This window comes from Campylobacter sp. LMG 7929, assembly GCF_024723595.1.
Lineage (GTDB): Bacteria > Campylobacterota > Campylobacteria > Campylobacterales > Campylobacteraceae > Campylobacter_D.
The window spans coordinates 98,467-117,150 of the sequence record NZ_JANQCY010000002.1; the positions used below are offsets into that span (position 1 = coordinate 98,467).

Sequence of the window (18,684 nt, forward strand, 5' to 3'; positions counted from 1 at the left end):
TTTCCTATATAAGTTTTTTATCTAACAAAAAATCTTTTAATAATTCTTTTGCATTTTGATGGTTTTTTAAAAAATCCTCATGTGCAAATTCATTACAAAAATTTGTCGCACATAAATAACAAATTCCTTCTATCTCTTGCATTTTTGCACAAGAAAGCACTGCGTATGCTTCCATATTTTCTATATGTACACCCCTTTTAAAAAATTCTTGGGCGATATTTTCATCTTTACAAATATAATTTGAAGAATTAATCATAGTTTCATGTGAAACATTTAATCTAATCTCATTTGCTATAGGCGTATAAAAACTATCAAATAAATCTGCGTATTCTAAATTCGCTGCGTTAGAACTTTCATAAATATCTAAAATTTTTCCTTCTTGGTAAATTCCACATGTACCTATAAAAATCACTCTATCTACTTTTACTTGACTTAAAATTTTACCTAAAGAAAAAGCAGAATTAACCAAACCTATGCCAATACTTTGTGCAAATTTAAAATCCTCATTTCCTCCTGCACATACTATAAGATTTTTCAAAAATTAACCTTTATAAAAAAATAATTCAAATTTTATCTAATTAGCGCTTAAAATAATGCTATAATTAATATTTTTTAGATAAAATAAATTTATGATAAAAGCAAAAAAACATTTTGGGCAAAATTTTTTATGTGATAAAAGCGTGGTAGATAAAATCATCCAAGCCATACCCAAAGATACTAAAAATATAGTTGAGATTGGGCCTGGCTTAGGTGATTTAACGCAAGAACTTTTGAAAATCCCACAAGCTCATATTAGAGCTTATGAGATTGATAAAGATTTGATTCCTATTTTAAATAAAAAATTTCAAAATGAGATTGAAGGTGGAAATTTTGAGCTTATCCATCAAAATGCAAGTGATGCTTTTGATCAAGGAAGTTTAAGCGATAAAGAGTACTTTTTGGTAGCAAATTTACCATATTATATTGCTACAAATTTGATTTTAAAAGCCCTAGAAGATCAAAATTGTCTTGGGCTTATAGTAATGGTGCAAAAAGAAGTGGCACAGAAATTTTGTGCAAATGAAAAAGAAAGTAATTTTTCGGCTTTAGGGGTGCTTTGTGCATTGATATGCCAAAGACAAATGCTTTTTGATATACAACCACAAAGCTTTAATCCTCCACCAAAAGTTACTTCAGCTGTAATGAAGTTAATAAAAACTACTCATTATCAGCAAAAATGTGAAAATATAGAAGCTTTTAAAGAATTTCTTAGAGCTTGTTTTCAAAATCCTAGAAAACAACTCTTATCTAATTTTAAAAATAAAAAAGAAAAAATTTTAAAAGCATTTGAAGCACTAAATCTCTCTTCTACCTCAAGAGCTCATGAAATTAGCGTTGATTCATACCTTAAAATTTATGACTATTTAAAGGATGACTATGAGCGAAGAAAACAAAACTCAAGAGCAAAACAAAACTAAGAGATTTAATAAATTTAGAAACAAAAGAAAAAAAGATTCACAAAATCAAGATCAAAATAGCGAAAATAAAAACGGAACAAAAGTAGAAAATACTCAAACTGAAGCTAGCGAAGAAAAAAAGAAAAAGAAAAAAAATAGAAATTTACCTTCTAAATTAAGTGGTAATGAAGAATGGCAAATAGAACTTGCTAAAAGCATAGAAGCTAATAAAATCATGCACGAGCTAAGACTTCACCCTTTAAAACACAACAACTCAAGCGAACATAAAATTCGTATTACACCTTTGGGTGGACTTGGAGAAATCGGTGGAAATATCACTGTCTTTGAAACCAACAACGATGCGATTATCGTTGATATAGGTATGAGTTTTCCAGATGGAACCATGCATGGAGTAGATATTATCATACCTGATTTTGACTATGTAAGAAAAATTAAAAATAAAATTCGCGCTATCATCATCACTCATGCCCATGAAGATCACATTGGTGCTGTGCCGTATTTTTTCAAAGAATTTCAATTTCCTATCTACGCAACACCTTTAGCACTAGGTATGATTTCAAATAAATTTGAAGAACATGGTTTAAAAGCTGAGCGTAAATGGTTTAGACCTATAACAAAAAGACAAATTTATGAAATAGGTGAATTTAACTTAGAATGGATTCACATAACCCACTCTATCATCGACGCTTGTGCTTTGGCTATTAAAACTAAAGCAGGAACCATCATACACACTGGCGATTTTAAAATAGATCAAACACCAATTGATGGCTATCCAACGGATTTAAGTCGTTTAGCTCAATATGGTGAAGAAGGCGTGCTTTGTCTTTTAAGTGATAGCACAAATTCATATAAAGAGGGTTATACAAAAAGTGAAAGCTCCGTAGGACCTACTTTTGATCAAATTTTTGCCAAAACTAAAGGCAGAGTAATCATGAGCACCTTTAGCTCTAATATCCACCGTGTATATCAAGCTATTAGTTATGGTTTAAAATACGGTAGAAAAGTGTGCGTTATAGGGCGTTCTATGGAAAGAAATCTCTATACCACTATGGAACTTGGCTATATCAAACTTGATAGAAAAATTTTCATTGACGCTGATGAAGTAAGCAAATACAAAGACAACGAAGTGCTAATTGTTACCACAGGAAGTCAAGGTGAGACCATGAGTGCTTTATATAGAATGGCTACAGATGAGCATAAATTTATCAAAATCAAACCTAGCGATCAAGTTATCATTTCAGCTAAAGCAATACCAGGCAATGAAGCAAATGTTTCTGCTGTGCTTGATTTTCTTTTAAAAGCAGGGGCCAAAGTAGCCTATCAAGAATTTAGCGAAATCCATGTAAGCGGACATGCTAGTATAGAAGAGCAAAAACTCATGCTAACTTTGGTAAAACCTAAATTTTTCTTACCAGTGCATGGAGAGTATAATCATATCAATAAACACAAAGAAACTGCTCTAAAATGTGGTATACCTGAAAGAAACATCTACTTAATGAGCGATGGGGATCAAGTAGAGCTTTGTCAAAAATACATCAAACGCGTTAAAACAGTTAAAACAGGAAAAGTCTTTGTAGATAATCAAATCAACAAACAAATCGCAGATGATGTGGTAATTGATAGACAAAAACTAGCAGATAGCGGTATAGTTGTCATCATCGCCCAGCTTGATAAAGCAAGTAAAACACTGATTAATAAACCAAGAGTATTTAGTTATGGCTTGGTAGCTGATAAACAAGACGGAGCATTCTCAAAAGAAATGAGTGATGTTTTAAGTCAATTTTTCCCAAATGTAAAAGATGAAATTTTAGATAATCCAAAAGTTTTAGAAGCTCAAATTAGACAAGTACTAAGAAAACATATTTTTAGAAAAATCAAAAAATATCCAACCATAGTACCAACTATTTTTGTGATGTAAAGAAAAATTATGAGAATTAATAAATTCATCTCACATAATAGCAAATACTCTCGCCGTGAGGCTGATGAGCTAATCAAGCAAGGCTTAGTAAAAATCAATAAAAAAACAGCCTTACTAAGTGATAGTGTAAATGCTGAAGATAAAGTTTTTATCAATGGTAAAAAACTCCATAAAAAAACACAATTTTCAGTCATCATTTATCATAAACAAAAAGGTGAAATAGTTAGTAAAAAAGATGATAGAGGTAGAAAAACCATCTATCATACCCTGCCAAAACAATTTAGCACTTGGCTTAGCGTGGGAAGGCTTGACTTTGCAAGCGAGGGATTGCTTTTGTTAACTGATTCACCTGTGATAGCAGATGCGCTTATGCATAGTGATTTAGAAAGAGAATATTACCTAAAAGTAAAAGGTAATATAGATAAAAATGTCATCGAAGCAATGCAAAATGGCTTAGAAATTCAAAATGAAAAAAAAGGAGCTCATGCTAAAACCAAAATAACCTCAATGAGTTTTGCTCCATTTTTAGGCTTTGAAATTTTTGGCTCAAGTGGTGGCTATACAAAGCTAAAAGTAATCATTAATGAAGGTAAAAATAGAGAACTAAGACGCTTTTTTGGGCATTTTGATTTAGAAGTGATGGATCTTAAAAGAGTAGCTTTTGGAGCATTAGATCTTGGTATGTTAAAAGCAGGAAAATATCGTTATTTGGAAAATGGCGAGTACGAAAAACTGCGCGATTTTTTAAAGACAAATAATATAAAATATTAAATTCACATTATTTCCACAAAGAATTTTTATAATTTTTCAAAATATTTAAAAAAGGAAAAATTAATGAAAATTCTAACTACTCTTTTTAGTGTAATTATTGTTTTTATTGCAGTCACACATGAAGAAACTCTTGCGGAAAAATTAGAAAATCAATGTCAAGATCAAAAATCTTGCATAGTAAAAGCCATGAATATGATTAATTGATACTTTAAAATTACTTAAATTAATTAAATTTTAATTTTAATCTTGTATAATTAGCAATTTAATTTATATAAAAAAGGAAAATTATGGCAAACCATAAATCTGCTGAAAAAAGAGCAAGACAAACTATCAAAAGAACTGAAAGAAATAGATTTTATAGAACAAGATTAAAAAACATTACAAAAGCGGTTCGCGAAGCAGCAGCAAACAATGACAAAGAAGCTGCACAAAATGCACTAAAAGTAGCTAATAAAAGCATTCACGCTATGGTAAGCCGTGGATTTTTGAAAAAACAAACTGCATCACGCCGTGTGAGTAGATTAGCATTATTGGTAAATAAATTAGCATAATTTTTAATGTTAGCTGATAAACTCAAACCTTTTTTAACACGCTTTGATGAGCTAAATACTCTTCTTAGCGATGTTAATATCTCTAATGATATTTCTAAAATGACAGCTCTATCTAAAGAGCAAAAGAATTTAGAACCCATAGTAGAAAAAGCAAAAGAATACCTTAAAACTTTAGATGAAATCGAAGAAAATAAAATTCTTTTATCTGATGCAGAACTAGGGGAGCTTGCAAAAGAAGAGCTTAAAAATCTCGAAGTCTTAAAGCCACAACTTGAAGAAGAATTAAAAATTCTTTTATTGCCTAAAGATCCAAACGATGATAAAAATATATTTTTAGAAATTCGTGCTGGAACAGGAGGAGATGAAGCTTCTTTATTTGTTGGAGACTTAGTAAAAGCCTACATACGCTATGCTGAAAATCGTGATTACAAATACGAAATCGTAAGTTCTAGCGAGGGTAGTGTAGGGGGATTTAAAGAAATTATCATTCTCATCAAAGGAAATGGAGCTTATTCAAGGCTAAAATACGAAGGTGGAACGCACAGAGTTCAAAGAGTACCTGAAACAGAATCTCAAGGTAGAGTTCATACTTCAGCTATTACAGTGGCTATTATGCCAGAAGTTGATGATGTTGAAATTCAAATCAATCCAAATGATTTAAAAATCGATGTAATGCGTAGTAGCGGTCATGGTGGACAAAGTGTTAATACCACAGATAGTGCTGTAAGAATTACTCATATTCCAACAGGTATAGTTGTGGTAAATCAAGATGGCAAAAGCCAGCATAAAAACAAAGAAAGTGCTATGAAAGTCTTAAAAGCAAGACTTTTTGAAATGCAAGAACAAGAACGCTTAGCAAAAGAAAGCCAGGCAAGAAAATCTCAAGTTGGAAGCGGTGATAGAAGCGAACGCATACGCACTTATAATTTCCCTCAAAATAGAATTAGCGATCATAGAATAAATCTTACTTTATATAGACTTGATGCGATTTTGGAAGGTGGTCTTTTTGATGAGATCATCGAGCCATTAATCGCTTATTACCAAGCAGAAGCTTTAAAACAAGAAAATTTATAATTTCTTGTTTTAATTATTACTTGCTAATAAAATTCTATATTGTTTTTTATCCACATTTATCAAAAGAGAAGCAAGTTTAAAAGCTCTGAATTTTTCCATTATAAAAAGATCTTTACTATCTTTTAAAACTATAGCAACTAAATTTTTCATCACTTTATCAAGCCAAATATTTTTATATTTATCATTTGCTGAATGATACCTTCCAATAGCATTCCAACTAAAGCCATGTTTTTGTATAATCTCATGAAGTAATCTCGCTGCTATGTCAATATTTACACTAGCTTTTACAATCTCACTCTCACTAATCCCATAGCGTTTTAAATGAATGCTATTGATTTGCATTAAGCCATAATCTCTTGTTTGATTTTTATTTTTGCTAGTGATATTATGCTTATAAGCTGCATTTTCTGTTAAAGCTATGGCTTTGAGTAAAGCCGTCGGTATATTGTACTTTCTAGCTGCAGTTTTAAAGTCTTTATCGTACTTATAAAAATCTTCAGGTATATAAGTATCGCCTATAAAAATTTTTGTATCAAAAGCAAAAGTAAAATTAAAAAATACTACTAATAATAAAAAATTTTTTAACATTTTACTCCTTTATATTACTTATACTATAGCAAATTTATAAATAAAAACTATGTAGCTAAGTTAATGAATTATCTAAGAATTTCTTTTATAGTAAGTTGTGGGGTGATTAATCCTCTAAAATTATTTTTAGAAACACTAGCTATAAGATCAATGCTTTCTCCAAGCTCTGGCTCATAGTCAAAATTAAAAAATAAAGCTTCTAGAGTTTTATTTCCTTGAGTTAAAATAAGCTTCATATGATTTTCATCTTTACCTAGCTTTCTTTTATTTTTTACAAAAAGCTTATCAAATTTAAAATATGGCCTTGGATTTTTATGCCCAAAAGGCTCAAAAAATTCTAATATCTCTAAAAGTTCAAAATCAACTTCATTTGGATCAATACTACCTAAAACCTCATCAGCATTATAAAAGTCATCTTTAGGGATATTTTGACAAATTTCATAAAGCCTGCTTTTAAAAACACCAAATTTTTCAAGCTCTACTAAAACTCCAGCTGCACCTTTATGCCCGCCATAGCTTAAAACAAATTCTTTAGCTTGTTCTATAACATTTAAAATATCTATCCTACCCACGCTTCTAACGCTAGCTTTAGCCTTTTGCTCACATTCTGAAAAAACAAAGGCAGGCTTGTTAAAATGCTTTGCTAAACGACTTGCAACTATACCCAAAACACCCTCATGCCAATTTTGGCCATTGACAATAATCACAGGATCATTTTCATCAACTTGTTCTAAACACTGCTTAAAAAGCTCACGTTCTTCATCTTTACGGCTATTATTATAAGTAATGATTTGTTCTAAATAACCCATAACCTCATCAATATTTTTAGAATGTAAAAATTTATAAGAAATAATCGCATCATCCATTCTTCCTGCACTATTAATTAAAGGTGCAATTAAAAAACTAATATTATCAAGCTCAAATTTATCCTTACCAAAATACTGCTTGATAGCTTTAAATGCAACTCGTTTTGAATCATTAATACATTCTATGCCTTTTCTGACTAAGGCTCTATTTAAATCTCTAAGCTCCATCATATCTGCGATAATTGCGATAGATAAAAGCTCTATAAATTTACACATATTATAATTAATTTTACATACTTCTTTTATAGCAGCAACTAAATACCAAGCCACTTGAGCACCACAAATTTCAATATCAGGAAATTCACAATCTTGTTGTTTAGGATTAATAATCGCATAAGCTTTTGGTAAAGTAGCTGGAGGCATATGATGATCGGTAATGATTAAATCAATTCCTTTTTGCAAACAAAGCTCTGCTGCATCAAAAGCTGCTATACCATTATCTACAGTGATGATTAAATCTACCCCATTAAGTTCATTGATGATTTCTTCATTTAGACCATATCCATCTTTAAAACGATTTGGAATTTTTACCACATAGTCATATCCGATATCATCAAAAAATTCAGATAAAATCACACAAGAAATCACCCCATCTACATCATAATCTCCAACAATAGCAAGCTTTTGATTTTTTTCAATCGCTTCTTTAATACGTAAAGCACCCTTATAGACATCTTTTAAACAAGATGGCATAGGTAAATCACAAAGCTTTACATGTGTATCATTGATAAAACGCTGGTGTAAAATTTCTTTTATTTTGGCTTTATTTAGCATGATTTGTTAAAGATGCCTTGATAAAAGAAAAAATAGCCGGATTAACCCTAACTAAGCGTGAAGTAAATTCAGGGTGAAACTGCACTGCTAAGAAAAATGGATGATCTTTAAGTTCCACAGCCTCAACTAAACCTTCATTTTCCCCACTTATAATAAGCCCATTTTTCTCAAACATTTCTTTGTATTTTGGATTGGCTTCATAACGGTGGCGGTGGCGTTCTTTTACGCTTTTTTGATTATCATAAACCTTACTTAAAAGTGTATTTGGCTTGATATGACACTCATAAGCCCCAAGACGCATAGTTCCACCAAGTGGAGTTTTACTTGTTCTAATTTGCTTTTCCCCACTTGCGTCAATAAATTCATCAATCAAAAAGATGATAGGATTTTTACAATTTGGATTAAACTCATGAGAATTTGCATCTTCTAGTTTTAAAACATTGCGTGCAAATTCCACTAAAGAAAGTTGCATACCCAAACAAATTCCTAAAAATGGAATTTTATTTTCTCTTGCATATTGTATGGCTTTGATTTTTCCTTCTACCCCGCGGTAACCAAAACCACCTGCTACTAAAATCCCACTTACATCTTTAAAACTTTCTTCGATATTTGCATTTTCTAATTTTTCACTATCGATCCATTTTAAATTTACTCTCGCATCAAGTGCTGCACCTGCATGAATAATGGCTTCTGTTAAACTTTTATAGCTTTCTTTTAAATCTACATATTTTCCTACAAAAGCAATGCTAAGTTCATTACTTGGAGCGATGACTCTTTTTACTAAAGAATCCCATTCATTCATATTTGGCTTTAAATTTTGAAGATCTAATAAACTTGCAATAGAATTTAAAATATCTTGTTTTAAGAAATTTAGTGGAATTTGATAAATACTAGCTGCGTCCACACTTTCTATAACACAGTTTTTTTCAACCCCACATGAAATTGCTATTTTGTCTTTTAACTCTCTATCTAAAGATTTTTCACTTCTACAAATGATCATATCAGGGCTTATACCTATACGGCGTAATTCTCCCACGCTATGTTGAGTTGGTTTTGTTTTAAGTTCTCCTGCTGCTTTGATAAATGGCACTAAAGTTAAGTGAATATTAATAGCGTTATATTTACCCACTTCAAGCTTTAAAGCTCTAATAGCTTCTAAAAATGGTAAGCCTTCTATATCTCCTACTGTGCCACCTATTTCAACGATTAAAATATCTTTATCAACTCCGGCTTTTTTAATGCGATCTTTTATCTCATCAACTATATGAGGGATTACTTGTATGGTTTTTCCTAAGTAATCTCCTCTTCTTTCTTTTTCTATAACACTTTGATAAACTCTACCTGTTGTGAAGTTATTATCTTGAGATAAGCTCTCATTTAAAAATCTCTCATAATGTCCTAAGTCTAAATCTGTCTCAGCTCCATCATCTGTAACAAATACTTCTCCATGCTCTAAAGGACTCATAGTACCAGGATCTACGTTGATATAAGGATCTGCTTTTAAAATACTTACTTTTAAACCTGAATTTTTTAAAATCGTAGCTATAGAAGCTGCTGCTATACCTTTTCCTAATGAGCTTAAAACACCACCGGTTACAAAAATATACTTAGTTTGTTTTAATTTCATAAAATAACCTTAATTTCTTTTTTTTGAAATTATAACGAATAAAAAATTTTATTTTTATAAACATTTGTGTAAAATTCAATTATTTTTGAAGGAATTTTTCGATGAAAATCACATTATTAAACCATACTCCACTTTCTGTATGCTCTCATGCGACAAGAACATGTTGGCAAAGTTTTGACAAAGGCGATTGTGGTGGCGAAAAAGATAAAGAATTAATAGATCGTGTGGGAAATAAATTCAAACATGCTTCAACCTTAGAGCATTTAAACTATACTTTTTATATACAAGGTATTTCAAGAGCATGCTTACAAGAAGTTGCAAGACACCGCCATACTAGTCCTAGTGTAAAAAGCACAAGATATACTTTAAAAGAACTAAGAAATGAAAGTGAATTTAAAGAAAATGACTTTGAAAATGCTAAAAAATACTTGGTATTAACTGGAAATGAAGTAGTAGATAATGCAAGTATTAAAGCTTTAGAAAATTTGCGTTTGATTTTGCAAAATAGCATTAGTTTAGACATAGCAAAATACTGCTTACCAGAAAGCTATAAAACAGAATTAACTTTAACGATTAATGCAAGAAGTTTGCAAAATTTTATTACTCTAAGAAGCTCAAAATCAGCCCTTTGGGAGATAAGACAACTCGCAAATGCTTTATTTGAAAATTTGCCTGAGGAACATCAATTTATTTTTAAACATTGTGTTTATCAAGAAGAAAATTCCCAAGATTGATTGGGAATTTTTACTATATTTTTTTAAGAAATTCAGTTTTTAAAACAATCACACCAAATTTATCTACTTTAGCTTCAATTTCGGTGTCTTTGTTTGTAAGTTTAATATTTTTTATAGTCGTGCCACGCTTTAAAGTAGTGCTTGCACCTTTAACCTTTAAATCTTTCACAACACTTACACTATCACCTGCATTAAGCTCAGTTCCATTTGCATCTTTTGGCATATATTCTCCTTAAAATTTATAAGTATATCCTAGATATAAACCATAATTTGTTTGTTTAGGATCGTAAAAGTTTGATGAATTAGCAGTACTAAAATTTCTTGTATTATAATGACTTTGTTCAGCTTTAAAACCAAACTCAATTTCGTTTGCTTGATTTAACTCATATAAAGCACCGATTTTTGCTCCATAAGTATAACCATCAAAGTCTTGAGATAAAGATAAAAAGTTTGTTTTTAAAGTCATATCCGTTCTTGCATAACCACCATATACACCTAAAACTGCTCTTGTTTTTTCAAAAATTTTTGGAGTAAAATCATAACCAAGTAAAAACTTATGTGTGGTAAATTCTCCATCAATTTTTAATCTTGGTGTATTGATTACATCACTAAATTCGCTTGAATAATTATAAGCACCATAAATTCTATGATTTTCACTAAAACGATAACCAACTCTTAAACCAAAAACAGGAACATCACCTTCTAAATCACCATTAAATTTTTTGTTATTTTTAGTATTATCAAGATCAGATTTTACCTTAGTATGAAACCATCCCGCATCAATACCTAAAAGTAAACCTGAATTTTCATCTGCTAAAGCTAAATTTGAAACCAAAGCAACACTTGCAACTAGACTAAATAATTTTAATCTCATATTTTGCTCCTTAAAATAAGATTAAATATATCTTTTTAATTTTAATAAAAATTTAATTTTGTGGTACTACTAAATCAGATCTGCATTCAATCACAGTATGCACATTACCACGAGGGTTAAAATCACCTACTACTTTTATCCATTTTGGATCAAGTTTATCTTTTAAAGTATTGTAAATTTCATTAATACTTGCTTCATGTGAAACATTTCTATACATAAAGGTATTAATATAAAGTTTGATTGCTTTAAGTTCTACTACTAATTTATTTGGAATGTATTCTAAGTAAATTGTAGCAAAATCAGGATATCCACTACGTGGACAACAACACATAAATTCAGGCAAAGTGATTTTAATCACATAATCATTTTTAGCATCATTTGGCCAAACTTCCATATTTTCTACACTAAATTCTTTGATTTCTTTTTCACCATATCTCATACAATTTCTCCTATTTAAAATTAAAATTATACAAAAAATTCAAAAGCTTTTTGAATTTCAATTTCATAGTCTTTTTTGATTTCTAAAAAAGGTAAATTAAAATTTTCACATTGTGATTTTAAATACTGATGATTTGATATTAAAATATTTATATTTTCTTTTTCACTGGTTAAACGAGTTTCTATAATATTTTCTTTTTGATATATTAATTTATAATTTTGTAGGATATATTCTTTTGAAAAAATAATATAAAATATCTTTATTAAAGAATTATTTTTAAATTTTTGAACTCTTTTAGAAGTAAGATAAATTCCCTCAATGATTAAATTTTGTTTATTTTCTATACAAGTTTGAATTATACCATCTACAATAGGAAATAAAAACTCAGCTATTTTTTCATCCTCATCTACTTTAAAAGGAAAATCTTTCATTCCTTTAATCAAACCCATTTTTAGATGATCTAAACTCAAATAAGGATAAGAAAATTTTTCAAGAAGTTTTTGAGCAAGCAAGGTCTTACCTGTATGACTTTCTCCGCTAATTAAAAAAATCATTCTTGAAAATTAAAAATTAGCTTTCTTAAATTTTCTTTTCCATTTTCTTGTAAAAAAGAAGCATTTACAGCATTAATACAAAGTTTTTTAACCTCATCTTTACTAAACTTAAAAGTTTCATCTAAGGCTATAAAATTTTCTAAGATATATCCACCAAAATACGCTGGATCATCTGAATTTACACAAACACAAAGATTTTGTCTTAAAAGTTTTAAAATATTATGTTCTTGCATATTTTGAAAAACTTTTAATTTTATATTTGATAAAGGACACATTGTTAGTGGAATTTGACTTTTTGATAATTGTTTTACAAGCTCTAAATCTTCTTCACATCTTATTCCATGATCTATTCTACTTACACCAAGCTCTAAAGCTTGTTTGATATACTCACTACTTCCTTCTTCACCCGCATGCATAACTAACAAAAAACCTTCTTCTTTAGCTTTTTGAAATAAATTTTTAAATTTAAAAGGAGGATTATTAAGTTCAGAACTATCAAGTCCTATGGCTTTGATTTTATCTTTATATAAACAAAGCTCATCTAAAGTTTTTAAACCCTCATTCTCACTTAAATGCCTTAAAATACAAGCAATTAAAAAACTTGAAATTCCAAATTCTTCTTTTGCTTTTTGTAAAGCCTGCCAAATTCCTTCTATAACATCTTTTAAAGGTATATTTCTAGTAGTATGAGTTTGAGGATCAAAGAAAATTTCAGTATGAACTACATTTTGTTCTTTACACTTTTTCATATAAGCAAAGGTTAAATCATAAAAATCTTGCTTGGTTTGTAAGACATTTGCACCTTGATAATATATATCTAAAAAATCTTGTAAATTTGAAAAATCATAAGCTTTTTTTATCTCATCTTCGCTTTTATATTTTAAAACAATGTTATTTCTTTTAGCTAATTCAAACATCATTTTAGGCTCTAATGAGCCTTCAATGTGTAAGTGTAATTCTACTTTTGGGACATTTTGTAAAAAAGTTTTCATTTTAAAAATCAAACATCTAAATGTTTAACATCTTTAGCATGAGCTTGTATGTACTCACGGCGTGGTTCTACATCATCACCCATGAAAAGGTTGAAAGTATCATTTGCTCTTTGAGCATCTTCTATGGTAATTTTTAATAAACGACGATTACTTGGATCCATAGTTGTTTCCCAAAGTTGTTCAGGATTCATCTCACCAAGACCTTTATAGCGTTGTATATAAGCACCTTTTTTAGCATTTTTTTCAACTTCATCTAAAATTTCTAAAATGTCTTTATCAAATTTTAAATCTCTATCTTTGATTTTTTGATAAATATAATTTGCCTCTTCATATAAAGGATTAGCAAATAAATCATCATTGATGATAAGCTCTTCTAAACCATTTTCAGTTTGTACATATACACGAATTTCATTTTCATTGATGTATGAATTTAAGATATTGTGATTTTGTTTTTCTAAAAATTCTTTTATGACTTTAAATAATTCTTCATTAGAAGCTTTTATTAAATCAGGATTTTCTATCAAATACCTAATCACTGAAATTACATTAAATCTTTTTTCTAATTCTTTTAAAACACTTCTATAAGCTGCAACGATTTTTAGAAAATCTTTTAAATCATTTAATCCTATGCCCTCATAAGTAGAACTTTCTATACCTGTTTCGATCAAATAATCATTTAAAGCTTTTTCATCTTTTAGATAAATTTCTTTTTTCTGGCCTTTTTTATAGCGGTATAAAGGTGGTTGAGCTAAATAAATATGTCCATTTGTTACAAGATCATTCATAAAGCGGAAGAAAAATGTCAAAAGTAAAGTTTGTATGTGAGAACCATCCACATCAGCATCGGTCATGATAATGATTTTATGATATCTTAGTTTTTCTATATCAAACTCATCACCGATCCCACAACCAAAAGCTGTGATCATATTTTGAATTTGTTCACTTTTTAAAATTTTATCAAGTCTTGCTTTTTCAACATTGAGTATTTTACCTCTTAAAGGTAAAATCGCCTGGAAAGTTCTTTCTCTACCTTGTTTTGCAGAACCTCCCGCACTATCACCCTCAACCAAATAAATTTCACTTTCACTTGGATCTTTACTTTGACAATCAGCTAATTTTCCTGGTAAAGTCCCTACACTTAAACTTTCTTTTTTTCGGGTTAATTCTCTAGCTTTTTTAGCTGCTTCTCTACCACGAGCTGCCATTAAAGCTTTATTCATGATAGCTTTTGCTTCGATAGGATTTTCTTCAAAGTATTTTGTCAAATACTCAAAAGAAGCCTTAGAAACTATAGGTCTAACATAGCTTGAACCTAATTTTCCTTTAGTTTGTCCTTCAAATTGCGGTTCAGGTACTTTAACACTTACTACTGCTATCAAACCTTCTCTTACATCATCACCTGTGATTTTAGAATCTTTTTCTCTAGCACTAGCATTTGCTTCAATGTAATTACTTATAACACGAGTTAAGCCCATTCTAAAACCTGCTTCGTGCGTTCCACCATCTGGAGTTTTAATATTATTTACAAAAGAAAGTAAATTTTCACTGTAACTATCATTATAAAGCAATGCTACTTCGACATTTACATCTTCTTCATCTACATTGAAAAATATGGCTTTAGTTAAAGCTTGTTTTTTATTTAAATCTGTAACAAACTGACTTATACCACCTTCAAAATGAAAACTTTCTGCTTTTCCTACGCGGTTATCTTTAAAATTTATAGTAATTTTTGGATTTAAATATGCAAGTTCACGAAATCTTTTAGCTAAAATTTCATAATCAAAATCAGTCACTTCGAAAATTTGATCATCTGGCCAAAATTCTATGATTGTCCCTGTTTTTTTACTTTTACCTATGGTTTCAAAATTACTTGTGACTTTACCTTCTGAAAATTCTTGTCTGTAAATTTCTCCATCTCTATGTACTGTAGCAACTAATTTTTTTGATAAAGCATTTACAACGCTTACACCAACCCCGTGTAAACCACCTGAAACTTTATAAGTATCTTTATCAAATTTTCCACCTGCATGAAGTACGGTTAAAACTACAGTTAAAGTAGGTATATTTTCAGTAGGGTGAATTCCCACAGGAATTCCTCTACCATTATCACTTACTATACAAGAGCCTTCTGTAGTAATTTCTACATTGATTGTATCACAAAAACCTGCCATAGCTTCATCGATAGAATTATCTACTACTTCATAAATCATATGATGAAGACCGCCTATGTTGGTATCACCTATATACATACCAGGGCGTTTTCTAACAGCTTCTAAGCCTTTTAAAACTTTAATATTTCCTGCGCCGTAATTTTGATTTTCTTGCATTTATTTTCCTTATAAAATAACTGGCATAATTACAGTTTGTAATTCTTCACTTGAAACTAAAAATGCCATATGAGGTTCATTTATGCTAAGTTTAAATGTTTCACTTTCAATAGAATTTAAAAAGTCAGTGATGAATTTATTTTTAATGCAAAGATTAAATTCCTCATCTATATTAAGTTCCATTTCAAGTTCAGTTTTTGCTTCCATATTATCTAAACTAATACCTTCAAATACAAGTTTATCTTTATGGAAATTTAATTTCATTTTTTCAGTGATTACATTGATTTTTTTCAATGCATCCATAAATTCTTCAGTTTTAAAAATAAATTCCTTTGTAATATTTTTTGGAATTACTCTTTCATAATCAGGGAATTTATCATTGATAAGTTTTGTAAAAAACTCAAAATTATCATTTTTTGCAATCAATATATTTTCATCATAATAAATTTCAATTTTTTCAAAAAAGATTTTTTGCATTTCTAAAATAGCTTTTTTAGGAATACAAAGGTTAAATTCTTTTTCACTTGTTTTATTTAGTGTAAAAACTGCTAAGCGTTTAGTATCTGTTCCTACAAAGCTGATGTGAGTAGTTTTTATATCAAGTAAAGCACCATTTAAAGAATACTTTGGATTATTTGTATCAACTGCAGGTAGGATTTTTTTCAAAGATCTACTTAAATCACTTGAATCAATATCAAATTTATCTTTTCCTTCTGTGCTTGGGAAATTTGGAAAATCTTCATAATTAAACATAGGAAGTTTATATTTAGTTCCTTTTTGTCTAATAAAAAGGAAATTTTCTATGGTTTCTAAGACTACATCTTCGTTATTTAAACTTTTTATAATATCTAAAATACTTTTAGCATTAGCAGTTGCAAAACCTGCACTTTCAACTTTGATTTTTTTGATTTTATAATTAATACCTATTTCATAATCACTTGCTCTTATGATTAATTTATCTTCAACCACTTCAAAAAGTAAGTGAGAAGCGATATTGCTTGAGTCTTTTTTATCTACATAAGAATTAGTTAAAACTATGGCAGATTCTAAAGTGTTTTTGTTAATGCTAATTTTCATTTTTACTTCCTTTATTTTTTAAATTTATTTTATCATAATAATAGGCAATGTGAAAATGTGAAATGCTTTTTAAAAGTCTTTTTTTATAGAAATTTTACTCGTAGAATAAAATTTTTTGTTTTTCACTTTTATTCACAGGGTGCTTTTTATTTTTGTCAAAATTTTATTTCTTAATTCTTCTACTATGGCTTTTAAGTTTTCATTTTCACTCATTAGTTCTTGAATTTTTTTAATATTATGTGAAATGGCGGTGTGATCTTTCATATTAAAAAATCTAGCAAGTTGAGGCATAGACATAGTCGTAAGTTCTCTTGCTAAAAATATCACAACCCTTCTTGCCATGACGATATTTTGTGTTTTTTTGTTTGATTTTATATCATTAGGTTTAAGATTATAGCTTTTTGAAACATCAGCAAGTATATCTTCAACACTAATATTTTCTTTTGTTTCTTTAATGTGATCTTTCATAAAGCTTTTAACAATTTCTAAAGTGATTTCTTGGTTAAAAAGCCTTGCTTGAGCATTTAAATTTGTAATCATACCTTCTATTTCTCGGATATTATCTCCCATTGAAGTAGCGATGTAGCTTATGACTTCAGGTTTGAGATAAATAGCATTAAATTCGCATTTTTTCTTGATAATTGCGATTTTTGTATCAAGCTGAGGTGGAGTGATATCTGCAATGATCCCGTTTGCAAAACGACTTTTTAAGCGTTCTGTTATGCCCTTTAGCATATTTGGAGGATTATCACTTGTCATGATGATTTGTCCAAATTTTTCTTTGATTTCATTAAAAGTAAAGAAAAATTCTTCTTGAATTTTGTCTGTTTTACCTAAAAACTGCACATCATCGATGAGTAAAACATCGCAATTTTTGTATTTTTCATGAAATTTACTCATGGTTTTGTTATTTAAATGCATGGTAAAATCATTGATAAAATTATCACTTGTAGCATAAATAACTTTATATCCATTATCCAAACACACATTTCCGACAGCTTGAAGCAAGTGAGTTTTTCCAAGTCCTGTAGGGCCATAGATAAAGATAGGGTTGTATAATTTTCCAAGTTTACTTTTATCGGTAATAGCTTTGCAAGTTGCATAGGCAAATTGATTAGAATCTCCTACAACAAAACTTTCAAAAGTAAAAGAAGGATTTAAAATAGTGCTTTGAAATTTAATCTGTGAAATATCTGTAGAAAAATGTTTTTTCTCTACCTTTTGATCATTTGTGATGATTTTAACTTGAGGATTAATCCCTGTTTTTACTTCATAAAAATAAGCTAGTTTTTGTGCGTATTTTGTTTGTATAAATTTAGCCAAAAAATGATTTGGTGCGATAAATACTAAGATATTATTTTTACTTAATTTTTCACTAAATTGTAAGTGAGAAATGTAAGTATTGTATTCGTTATTACTAATTTCAGTTTTAAACTCAAGTAAAAAATCTTTTATATTCATTATTTTTCTTATAAATTTATGATGTAAAACTTAAAATTCTAGCTTATTTTTTATAAAAAATGGTTAAAATTATTCACATAAAAATTTAAATTTCACATCTATGTGAATAAAAAGGTGAAAAGTTTGAAAGTTTTAGGGATAGATCCTGGTTCTAGATATTGTGGATATGCTATTGTAGAAAGAATAAATAATAAAAATCAACTCATAGAAGCAGGGCTTATCAAAATCAAACCTAATGATTTACAGTATCAAATCACAGAATTATGTGAAGGACTTGATCTAATCTTTAAAAATCATCAATTTGATGAGGTAGCTATAGAAGATATATTTTTTGCTTATAATCCAAAAACGGTTTTAAAGTTAGCACAATTTCGTGGAGCTTTGAGTTTAAAAATCTTACAAACTCATGGAGAATTTGCAGAATACACACCTTTACAAGTGAAAAAAACCGTAACAGGTAAAGCAAAAGCTACTAAAGAACAAGTAGCTTTTATGGTGAAAAGATTGCTTGGAATTTCAAAAGATATCAAGCCACTTGATATCACAGATGCTATTGCGGTGGCTTTGACGCATTTAGCAAATTTGAGAGTAAAAAAGTGA

General features: G+C 29.4%; 20 protein-coding genes. 8 read left to right on the forward strand and 12 right to left on the reverse strand.

What is annotated here, in order from left to right; all coding sequences use genetic code 11:
- Nucleotides 1-4: 4 nt before the first annotated feature.
- Nucleotides 5-538, reverse strand: coding sequence for a purine-nucleoside phosphorylase (locus CAMP5118_RS01415; protein ID WP_263679291.1), 534 nt, complete (start codon nucleotides 536-538; stop codon nucleotides 5-7).
- Nucleotides 539-629: 91 nt separating this feature from the next.
- Between CAMP5118_RS01415 and rsmA the strand changes: the two genes are divergently transcribed.
- The 6 genes from rsmA to prfA all read left to right on the forward strand — a co-directional run bounded on the left by rsmA (nucleotide 630) and on the right by prfA (nucleotide 5,771).
- Nucleotides 630-1,457, forward strand: coding sequence for a 16S rRNA (adenine(1518)-N(6)/adenine(1519)-N(6))-dimethyltransferase RsmA (rsmA, locus tag CAMP5118_RS01420; protein WP_263679292.1), 828 nt, complete (start codon nucleotides 630-632; stop codon nucleotides 1,455-1,457).
- Nucleotides 1,417-3,375, forward strand: a complete 1,959-nt coding sequence (locus CAMP5118_RS01425) for a ribonuclease J (RefSeq protein ID WP_412175502.1) — start codon at nucleotides 1,417-1,419, stop codon at nucleotides 3,373-3,375. The genes rsmA and CAMP5118_RS01425 overlap by 41 nt, the downstream gene beginning before the upstream one ends.
- Before the next feature lie 9 nt (nucleotides 3,376-3,384).
- Complete coding sequence (locus CAMP5118_RS01430; RefSeq protein WP_263679295.1) at nucleotides 3,385-4,146, forward strand: pseudouridine synthase; 762 nt, start codon at nucleotides 3,385-3,387, stop codon at nucleotides 4,144-4,146.
- A 63-nt stretch (nucleotides 4,147-4,209) separates the two neighbouring features.
- Nucleotides 4,210-4,350, forward strand: coding sequence for a hypothetical protein (locus CAMP5118_RS01435; protein WP_337216427.1), 141 nt, complete (start codon nucleotides 4,210-4,212; stop codon nucleotides 4,348-4,350).
- 83 nt (nucleotides 4,351-4,433) lie between these two features.
- On the forward strand, nucleotides 4,434-4,697 hold the full coding sequence (gene rpsT / locus CAMP5118_RS01440; protein WP_039617063.1) for a 30S ribosomal protein S20: 264 nt from the start codon (nucleotides 4,434-4,436) through the stop codon (nucleotides 4,695-4,697).
- Between the two features lie 6 nt (nucleotides 4,698-4,703).
- Nucleotides 4,704-5,771 (forward strand): peptide chain release factor 1, encoded by a 1,068-nt coding sequence (gene prfA, locus CAMP5118_RS01445; RefSeq protein WP_263663683.1) that lies wholly within the window; start codon nucleotides 4,704-4,706, stop codon nucleotides 5,769-5,771.
- A gap of 9 nt (nucleotides 5,772-5,780) precedes the next feature.
- Here the strand turns inward: prfA and CAMP5118_RS01450 are convergent, their stop codons facing one another.
- The 3 genes from CAMP5118_RS01450 to CAMP5118_RS01460 all read right to left on the reverse strand — a co-directional run bounded on the left by CAMP5118_RS01450 (nucleotide 5,781) and on the right by CAMP5118_RS01460 (nucleotide 9,626).
- Nucleotides 5,781-6,359 carry a lytic transglycosylase domain-containing protein gene (locus CAMP5118_RS01450; protein ID WP_263679297.1) on the reverse strand — a complete coding sequence of 193 codons (579 nt, stop codon included), beginning with the start codon at nucleotides 6,357-6,359 and terminating at the stop codon, nucleotides 5,781-5,783.
- 68 nt (nucleotides 6,360-6,427) lie between these two features.
- Entirely contained in the window at nucleotides 6,428-7,999 is a 1,572-nt protein-coding gene (recJ, locus tag CAMP5118_RS01455; protein WP_337216428.1) for a single-stranded-DNA-specific exonuclease RecJ, read from the reverse strand.
- Nucleotides 7,989-9,626 (reverse strand): CTP synthase, encoded by a 1,638-nt coding sequence (locus tag CAMP5118_RS01460; protein ID WP_087699096.1) that lies wholly within the window; start codon nucleotides 9,624-9,626, stop codon nucleotides 7,989-7,991. The genes recJ and CAMP5118_RS01460 overlap by 11 nt, the downstream gene beginning before the upstream one ends.
- A 101-nt stretch (nucleotides 9,627-9,727) precedes the next feature.
- On the opposite strand from CAMP5118_RS01460, the gene thyX reads away from it, so the two are divergent.
- Nucleotides 9,728-10,360: an FAD-dependent thymidylate synthase gene (thyX, locus tag CAMP5118_RS01465; protein WP_337216429.1), complete on the forward strand. Its 633-nt coding sequence runs from the start codon at nucleotides 9,728-9,730 to the stop codon at nucleotides 10,358-10,360.
- 13 nt (nucleotides 10,361-10,373) lie between these two features.
- Here thyX and CAMP5118_RS01470 read toward each other — a convergent pair whose 3' ends face one another.
- The 8 genes from CAMP5118_RS01470 to dnaA form a co-directional block, all read right to left on the reverse strand.
- Entirely contained in the window at nucleotides 10,374-10,583 is a 210-nt protein-coding gene (locus tag CAMP5118_RS01470; RefSeq protein ID WP_039617052.1) for an alkylphosphonate utilization protein, read from the reverse strand.
- 9 nt (nucleotides 10,584-10,592) lie between these two features.
- Nucleotides 10,593-11,234 carry an outer membrane beta-barrel protein gene (locus CAMP5118_RS01475; protein ID WP_337216430.1) on the reverse strand — a complete coding sequence of 214 codons (642 nt, stop codon included), beginning with the start codon at nucleotides 11,232-11,234 and terminating at the stop codon, nucleotides 10,593-10,595.
- 52 nt (nucleotides 11,235-11,286) lie between these two features.
- Complete coding sequence (gene queF, locus CAMP5118_RS01480; protein ID WP_263663678.1) at nucleotides 11,287-11,673, reverse strand: preQ(1) synthase; 387 nt, start codon at nucleotides 11,671-11,673, stop codon at nucleotides 11,287-11,289.
- A gap of 26 nt (nucleotides 11,674-11,699) precedes the next feature.
- Nucleotides 11,700-12,227, reverse strand: a complete 528-nt coding sequence (locus CAMP5118_RS01485; protein ID WP_337216431.1) for a hypothetical protein — start codon at nucleotides 12,225-12,227, stop codon at nucleotides 11,700-11,702.
- A complete protein-coding gene (locus tag CAMP5118_RS01490; protein WP_337216432.1) occupies nucleotides 12,224-13,219 on the reverse strand; it encodes an adenosine deaminase in 996 nt (331 codons plus the stop codon). The genes CAMP5118_RS01485 and CAMP5118_RS01490 overlap by 4 nt, the downstream gene beginning before the upstream one ends.
- 8 nt (nucleotides 13,220-13,227) lie before the next feature.
- The gene (gene gyrB / locus CAMP5118_RS01495) at nucleotides 13,228-15,546 is read right to left on the reverse strand and encodes a DNA topoisomerase (ATP-hydrolyzing) subunit B (protein WP_263679304.1); all 2,319 of its coding nucleotides are present in this window, start codon (nucleotides 15,544-15,546) and stop codon (nucleotides 13,228-13,230) included.
- A gap of 9 nt (nucleotides 15,547-15,555) precedes the next feature.
- Nucleotides 15,556-16,623 (reverse strand): DNA polymerase III subunit beta, encoded by a 1,068-nt coding sequence (dnaN, locus tag CAMP5118_RS01500; protein ID WP_337216433.1) that lies wholly within the window; start codon nucleotides 16,621-16,623, stop codon nucleotides 15,556-15,558.
- 132 nt (nucleotides 16,624-16,755) lie between these two features.
- A complete protein-coding gene (gene dnaA, locus CAMP5118_RS01505) occupies nucleotides 16,756-18,084 on the reverse strand; it encodes a chromosomal replication initiator protein DnaA (RefSeq protein WP_087684857.1) in 1,329 nt (442 codons plus the stop codon).
- A gap of 123 nt (nucleotides 18,085-18,207) precedes the next feature.
- On the opposite strand from dnaA, the gene ruvC reads away from it, so the two are divergent.
- Nucleotides 18,208-18,684 carry a crossover junction endodeoxyribonuclease RuvC gene (gene ruvC / locus CAMP5118_RS01510; RefSeq protein WP_039619511.1) on the forward strand — a complete coding sequence of 159 codons (477 nt, stop codon included), beginning with the start codon at nucleotides 18,208-18,210 and terminating at the stop codon, nucleotides 18,682-18,684.

Excerpts from the sequence above, each read along its gene's own strand:
- rsmA (WP_263679292.1), top strand. The coding sequence starts at position 630 with ATGATAAAAGCAAAAAAACATTTTGGGCAAAATTTTTTATGTGATAAA.
- CAMP5118_RS01425 (WP_412175502.1), top strand. The coding sequence starts at position 1,417 with ATGAGCGAAGAAAACAAAACTCAAGAGCAAAACAAAACTAAGAGATTT.
- CAMP5118_RS01430 (WP_263679295.1), top strand. The coding sequence starts at position 3,385 with ATGAGAATTAATAAATTCATCTCACATAATAGCAAATACTCTCGCCGT.
- CAMP5118_RS01435 (WP_337216427.1), top strand. The coding sequence starts at position 4,210 with ATGAAAATTCTAACTACTCTTTTTAGTGTAATTATTGTTTTTATTGCA.
- rpsT (WP_039617063.1), top strand. The coding sequence starts at position 4,434 with ATGGCAAACCATAAATCTGCTGAAAAAAGAGCAAGACAAACTATCAAA.
- prfA (WP_263663683.1), top strand. The coding sequence starts at position 4,704 with ATGTTAGCTGATAAACTCAAACCTTTTTTAACACGCTTTGATGAGCTA.
- CAMP5118_RS01450 (WP_263679297.1), bottom strand. The coding sequence starts at position 6,359 with ATGTTAAAAAATTTTTTATTATTAGTAGTATTTTTTAATTTTACTTTT.
- recJ (WP_337216428.1), bottom strand. The coding sequence starts at position 7,999 with ATGCTAAATAAAGCCAAAATAAAAGAAATTTTACACCAGCGTTTTATC.
- CAMP5118_RS01460 (WP_087699096.1), bottom strand. The coding sequence starts at position 9,626 with ATGAAATTAAAACAAACTAAGTATATTTTTGTAACCGGTGGTGTTTTA.
- thyX (WP_337216429.1), top strand. The coding sequence starts at position 9,728 with ATGAAAATCACATTATTAAACCATACTCCACTTTCTGTATGCTCTCAT.
- CAMP5118_RS01470 (WP_039617052.1), bottom strand. The coding sequence starts at position 10,583 with ATGCCAAAAGATGCAAATGGAACTGAGCTTAATGCAGGTGATAGTGTA.
- CAMP5118_RS01475 (WP_337216430.1), bottom strand. The coding sequence starts at position 11,234 with ATGAGATTAAAATTATTTAGTCTAGTTGCAAGTGTTGCTTTGGTTTCA.
- queF (WP_263663678.1), bottom strand. The coding sequence starts at position 11,673 with ATGAGATATGGTGAAAAAGAAATCAAAGAATTTAGTGTAGAAAATATG.
- CAMP5118_RS01485 (WP_337216431.1), bottom strand. The coding sequence starts at position 12,227 with ATGATTTTTTTAATTAGCGGAGAAAGTCATACAGGTAAGACCTTGCTT.
- CAMP5118_RS01490 (WP_337216432.1), bottom strand. The coding sequence starts at position 13,219 with ATGAAAACTTTTTTACAAAATGTCCCAAAAGTAGAATTACACTTACAC.
- gyrB (WP_263679304.1), bottom strand. The coding sequence starts at position 15,546 with ATGCAAGAAAATCAAAATTACGGCGCAGGAAATATTAAAGTTTTAAAA.
- dnaN (WP_337216433.1), bottom strand. The coding sequence starts at position 16,623 with ATGAAAATTAGCATTAACAAAAACACTTTAGAATCTGCCATAGTTTTA.
- dnaA (WP_087684857.1), bottom strand. The coding sequence starts at position 18,084 with ATGAATATAAAAGATTTTTTACTTGAGTTTAAAACTGAAATTAGTAAT.